Here is a 5409-nt window from a genome sequence, read left to right as displayed (position 1 = left end):
AAGCTTGGAACTGCTCTCCGAGAGCGCGGACTGACGCCCGCTGTCGACCAGGTTGTCGACGACCTCTTCCCCGCGCTGGAGCGGGAGTTGACCACCACGGCCGCATGCCGTCTGACCGGCCGCTCCCGCGCGACCCACTACCGCAGGCTGAACCCGCCCGCGCCGAAGCCGCGGGCACCGCGCCCGGCGCCGGCCTCGGCCCTGAGCCAGGCCGAGCGCGAACAGATCCTGGCCCTGATGAACCGGCCCGAGTACGTCGACCTGCCACCCGCGCAGATCTGGGCCCGCGAGCTGGACGAGGGCCGCTACTGGTGCTCGGAACGCACGATGTACCGAATCCTGGCCGCCGCCGGGCAGAACGGCGAGCGGCGCCGTCAGGCCACGCACCCCACCAGGACCGTCCCGCAGCTGGTGGCGACGGCTCCGTGCCAGGTCCTGACCTGGGACATCACGAAACTGCGCGGCCCGGACAAGGGCGTCTGGTTCCACCTCTATGTGATCATCGACATCTACAGCCGCTACATCTGCGGCTTCACTGTCGAGCGCGCCGAATCGGCGGACCGCGCCGAGGAGTTGATCCGCGACACCATCGAACGCAACGGCATCGTCCCCGAGACCGTCCACGCCGACCGCGGCACCTCGATGACCAGCAAGAAGGTGTCCCAACTCCTGATCGACCTCGGGGTGACCAGGTCGCACTCGCGGCCGAAGGTCAGCAACGACAACCCGTTCAGCGAGGCGAACTTCAAAACGATCAAGTACTGCGGCGAGTACCCGGATTCCTTCAACTCCCTGACGGAGGCCCGGGACTGGTGCACGGGCTTCATCGCGTACTACAACCACGAGCACCGTCATTCCGGCATCGGCCTGCACACCCCGGCCTCGGTGCACTTCGGCACCGCCGACCTGGTCCGCGAACAGCGCACCGTGACACTGGCCGAGGCATACGACCGGCACCCCGAACGCTTCGCCCGCCGCCCCCGACCACCCCGGATACCCGAGCAGGTCTGGATCAACGAACCGAAGAACGAAACGGAACCCGAACCACAGAACGCCTGAGATCAGACCGTCTCAGTTGACTTGACAACTTCGTGCGCCGTGGAAAGCGCTGTTTGACCGAGCGGAGGTGAAAGACCTGCGCCGCGATCCCCGTCGCAGCGGGGCGAGCGTAGCTGACGGCAGCCTGAACCGAGAGGTGTCGGCGAGGGCGGGAGCAGCCGTGACAAAGCCGGGACGGCCCAGCACTGCCAGATGGGTCGGGTCCGGCGAGCGAGACGCAGAGGTGTACGCGAGGAACCGGCGTTTACGCCCCGTAATGAGTCACCGGCTCGAACCTGGCGGATCTGGGCCGGATGCGGCGCGCACCCACTCCCTCAACGGGGAGCGGGGAACTCTCGGGCAGGTCTGTTGGTGCAGGCCCGGGAGGCCACGGTGAAGGTCTGCGGCGTAACCGTGGCGATGCCGCCGGGGCAGAGTCGGGCACCTCCTGCGACGAACGGTCAGCAGTGAACACGGGAACCCTCCCGGATCTGCCCTGACTTCGCGCCGCCAGCGCGGGGTTCGAGGCTGGGCCCACCGTCGGTCGACCGGTGCGGGAGGGGACGGAGCCGCCGTAGTACTCGGAGCCGGGGAAAGCCCGGCACGAGGGGAAGGGCGGCAGCAGTTCCATGAAGGGAAGGAGACTGCAATGCCGGAAGACGCACCGCCGAACGGCGGCGCTCTGGAAGGAGGCCCCTTGCTGGGGCCCTTCGGCCGGGTACTGGAGATGCAGGCCAAGCTTCACCGTTGGGCGGTGGCCGACCCCGGCCGCCGGTTCGACGACCTGTTCAACTTCGTTCACGACCCGGCAACGCTCGTTGTGGCGTTCGACCGGGTCGCGGGCAACCAGGGAGCCCGAACCGCCGGCGTGGACGGCTTGACCGTCACCGACGTCGAGCGGGACATCGGAGCTCCCGGGTTCCTGGACGGTCTGCGCTCGGACCTGAAGTCCGGCGCGTTCCGGCCCCTGCCGGTGAGGGAGCGCAAGATCCCCAAGCCGGGCGGGTCGGGAAAGGTCCGCAGACTCGGCATCGCCACCGTGGCGGACCGGACCGTCCAGGCCGCGCTGAAGCTGGTGCTGGAGCCAATTTTCGAGGCTGACTTCGTGCCGGTCTCCTACGGGTTCCGGCCCAAACGGCGGGCTCAGGACGCGATCGCGGAGATCCAGCGTTTCGGCTCCAAGGGGTACCACTGGGTGCTGGACGCCGACATCGAAGCGGCCTTCGACAACGTCTCCCATCGGGCCGTCATGGACGCCGTGCGGAAACGTGTCAAGGACAAGCGTGTCCTGGCGCTGGTCAAGGCATTCCTCAAGTCGGGCATCCTCAGCGAGGACGGCCAGCGACGGGACACCCACACCGGCACCCCGCAGGGCGGCATCCTCTCCCCGCTGATCTTCAACGTCGCACTGTCGGCGCTCGACGAGCACCTGCACCGCGACTGGCGGCCCGGCGGGAAGATGGATAGCCAATACGCGCGTCGCAAACGCCGTCGGCACGGCCTGCCCAACTGGCGAATCGTCCGCTACGCGGACGATTTCGCGATCATGGTGCATGGCTCCGCCGAGGACACGGCGCTCCTCCAGGACGAAGTGGCCTCCGTGCTCGAACCCCTCGGGTTGAGGCTGTCACCAGCCAAGACCCGCATCGTGCACATCGAGGACGGGTTCGACTTCCTCGGGTTCCGCATCCGGCGGCGCCGCAAGAGAGGAAGCAGCAAGTGGTACGTCTACGTGTTCATCGCCGCGCGGCCCATCCGCTCGGTGAAGGACAAGATCCGTGCCCTGACCCGCAGGACGTCACAGGCCGACTCCAGGGACGTGCTGATCCGGCTCAACCAGATCACGCTCGGCTGGGCCAACTACTTCCGGCACGCCGTCGCGAAGCACACGTTCCGGATGCTGGGGGCTTTCCTCTGGCATCGCGTGATCATGTGGCTCAAGACAATGCACCGCTGGTCGTGGAAGGACGTCCGCAACTGGCTCCTCGGTCCCCACGGGACATGGCTGCCGATCACCGCGGACGGGATCGAACTGATCAACCTGGCGCGGACACCGGCGATCACCCGGTACCGCTACCGGGGCGACACGATCCCCAGCCCCTGGCCCACAACCTGACAACCAGCCCGACGAGAGGAACTGTGGAGAGCCCGGTACTCGGAGACGAGTACGCCGGGTTCGGAGAGCGGCCTGAAGAAACGGACCGGTGACAACACCGGAACCGCGCTTCAGGCCGACTCAACCGCTGCGATCGACGTGCGACCCTGCAGCGGGACACGTCGTTCGAGACGGACATCTGGGACGTTCAGGTCCGTCTGGCTCGCCTGGGCCTCGTCCACCCCTGGCCGGACAGTCCGTCCACCGGATCGTGCCACATAACCGTGAGTATCGACGGAGCGGGACACGGCGACGGCTGCGATGGCTTCTACGAGCAAGGCGAGTTCTCGGAAGAATCCGAGTACCTGCTGCCCCTGCTCGGTTTCACCCCCACGAACATCCTCTGCGTCTTGGCGTGGGCGTCCCGACAGCCCTATCACTTCACCGTCGCGCGACTCAGCGCGGACATCGTGGACCTGACGGGCGGCGTGGCTGTCGTGTCGCTCTACGACCACCAAGTGGACACCGCCCGCCAACTGCCCGGAGTCCTTGCGATGGATGTCGAGGAAGGCGCGGCCTACGCCACAGGCGGAAGCGCCTTCCTGCGCGCCTTCGCAGCCACCCCGGGCTTTCGACTGCTGAAGTAGCTCAACACGGCTACTCGGACGCCGACCTGCCCGACATCACGCTTTCAACTTCAGTAGCGGGACAGCCCTTAGGGCCGCAAAGAAGGCAACCCTACGCTTCCATTCCGGATTGGCACCACCGCCGCAAATGATCGAAGCCAGTGAATTCGGGCCGGGACATGCTCGCAGCCGATCAACCGGCGCACTTCAACAAATAGGCGTCCAAATAGGGCCCTCTCGGGGATAAACGAGATCATTCAACACGGGGTCATCCCCGACGACCACCATATTCAGAAAGTCAAGGAACCCAACATCATAGCGACACCAGGGATCTTCAAAGTTCCTCCCCCGCAACCAGACAATGGTTGGCCAAGAATCCGGATTGCTGCCTTGCGTCAGCCAGAAGCAGGTATCACCATTAAAATTGCTGCCCCATTCAAGAAGCCCACCCACCTCCGGAAATATTGGATAAGGACATCGCCCCGAATCCTCTTCGCGCATCCTGACGAGGGCTCCACCCATGCCAGCGGCGAAATAGTCGACAAAGGCCCCGAACCCCCCCTGCTCACCTCGCAGTCGAGACCAGGGTGCAACAACAGAAAGATCTCCCCAGAGCTCCCCAGGGCCGAAATATTCCATGAAATCGCGATAATCAGCCGGGAAGCTGATTCCGATTTCACTGTCAGATCTCCCCCAGGGGACCGAGAGCGGCTCGCCGACTTCGAGGCCGGCGGCAGCAGCAAAGATTGCGAGGCTATCGCGCATATCTATCTGCTTCCGTCAAGGTAGTGTCCGTTGTATTCATTCTCAACATCCGCGGAGTGGATGTCAACCAACTGCCCATCGCGCGTTCGCACGGTAAATCGGTATCGGTAGTAGTGGGGAATCGTGCAACCAGCCAGCAAGCACTCTGGCTTGACCGACATATCCACTACAAGGTCTCGTGGGTCGTCCTTGACCAGTTTCCGAATCTCAGACTCGATAGCATCCATGCCCCCAACATTCACTGCACGCCAGCACGGCGAGAGATTGCCGTCCAAGCCAAGGCCACCAGTACTGCCAGGGATCAGATGACAGCTGTTGACCAGCTTGCCACCCTTTGCGCCGGGGTAAAGCTGCTCCGCTCGCGCCCTAGCTTCTGCCATGCCCGGACCCCTGGCGTTCGATCTGCCCCCATCGCTGAAGCCGAGATAGAAACACCCCTCCGCGCCAGTAGCCTGCCCCTTCGCCCCCGTGGGCGCATAATACGTCCAGCCATCGTCCGGCCCATTGGTGTATGAAGGATACGGCCTGCGGTCAAGGCACGTGGGCTGGCGACGCTTCTTCTGATCAGTCACGACACCGTCCCCACCCGGGTCGGCAATTGGCTCAGGATTAGGCTCGACGGTCGGTTCGGGTGCTGGCTCGTCGAAGAAGTCGGCCACGAGTTCGTTAAACGTAGCGTCTACGACGTCGGCTGTCAGGGTGTCTGCCAGCGCGACAGCGCCACCCTCGAATGCGCCTACTCCAACGGCTACGCCGGTGGCGAGACCCTTGGCTGCGTGGCTGAGTTCTTTCTCGACCCAGTCGACGAACGGGTTGTCGTGGATGTGAGGTCGCTGGTTGACAGGATTGGGGTCGAACGGTGGCGGGCAGTATCCGGTGCACCCG

General features: G+C 64.8%; 5 protein-coding genes. 3 read left to right on the top strand and 2 right to left on the bottom strand.

The window, feature by feature from the left end; translation table 11 throughout:
- From TR50_RS40150 to TR50_RS40140, 3 genes are all read left to right on the top strand, one after another.
- Positions 1 to 1059, top strand: a 1059-nt coding sequence (locus TR50_RS40150; protein ID WP_152648906.1) for an IS3 family transposase, incomplete at its 5' end; no start/stop codon positions are given.
- Between the two features lie 628 nt (positions 1060 to 1687).
- A complete protein-coding gene (gene ltrA / locus TR50_RS40145) occupies positions 1688 to 3154 on the top strand; it encodes a group II intron reverse transcriptase/maturase (RefSeq protein WP_042434767.1) in 1467 nt (488 codons plus the stop codon).
- Between the two features lie 146 nt (positions 3155 to 3300).
- Positions 3301 to 3780, top strand: coding sequence for a DUF6368 family protein (locus tag TR50_RS40140; protein ID WP_500804299.1), 480 nt, complete (start codon positions 3301 to 3303; stop codon positions 3778 to 3780).
- A gap of 186 nt (positions 3781 to 3966) precedes the next feature.
- Here the strand turns inward: TR50_RS40140 and TR50_RS46320 are convergent, their stop codons facing one another.
- Positions 3967 to 4524 (bottom strand): hypothetical protein, encoded by a 558-nt coding sequence (locus TR50_RS46320; protein ID WP_152648905.1) that lies wholly within the window; start codon positions 4522 to 4524, stop codon positions 3967 to 3969.
- A 2-nt stretch (positions 4525 to 4526) separates the two neighbouring features.
- On the bottom strand, positions 4527 to 5409 hold an 883-nt coding region (locus tag TR50_RS47395), incomplete at its 5' end, for a DNA/RNA non-specific endonuclease (protein ID WP_160311272.1).

Source organism: Streptacidiphilus anmyonensis, from assembly GCF_000787855.1.
Taxonomy (GTDB): domain Bacteria; phylum Actinomycetota; class Actinomycetes; order Streptomycetales; family Streptomycetaceae; genus Streptacidiphilus; species Streptacidiphilus anmyonensis.
The sequence above is the reverse complement of the archived record's forward strand: the minus strand, read 5'-3'. Positions and strand labels throughout refer to the sequence as shown.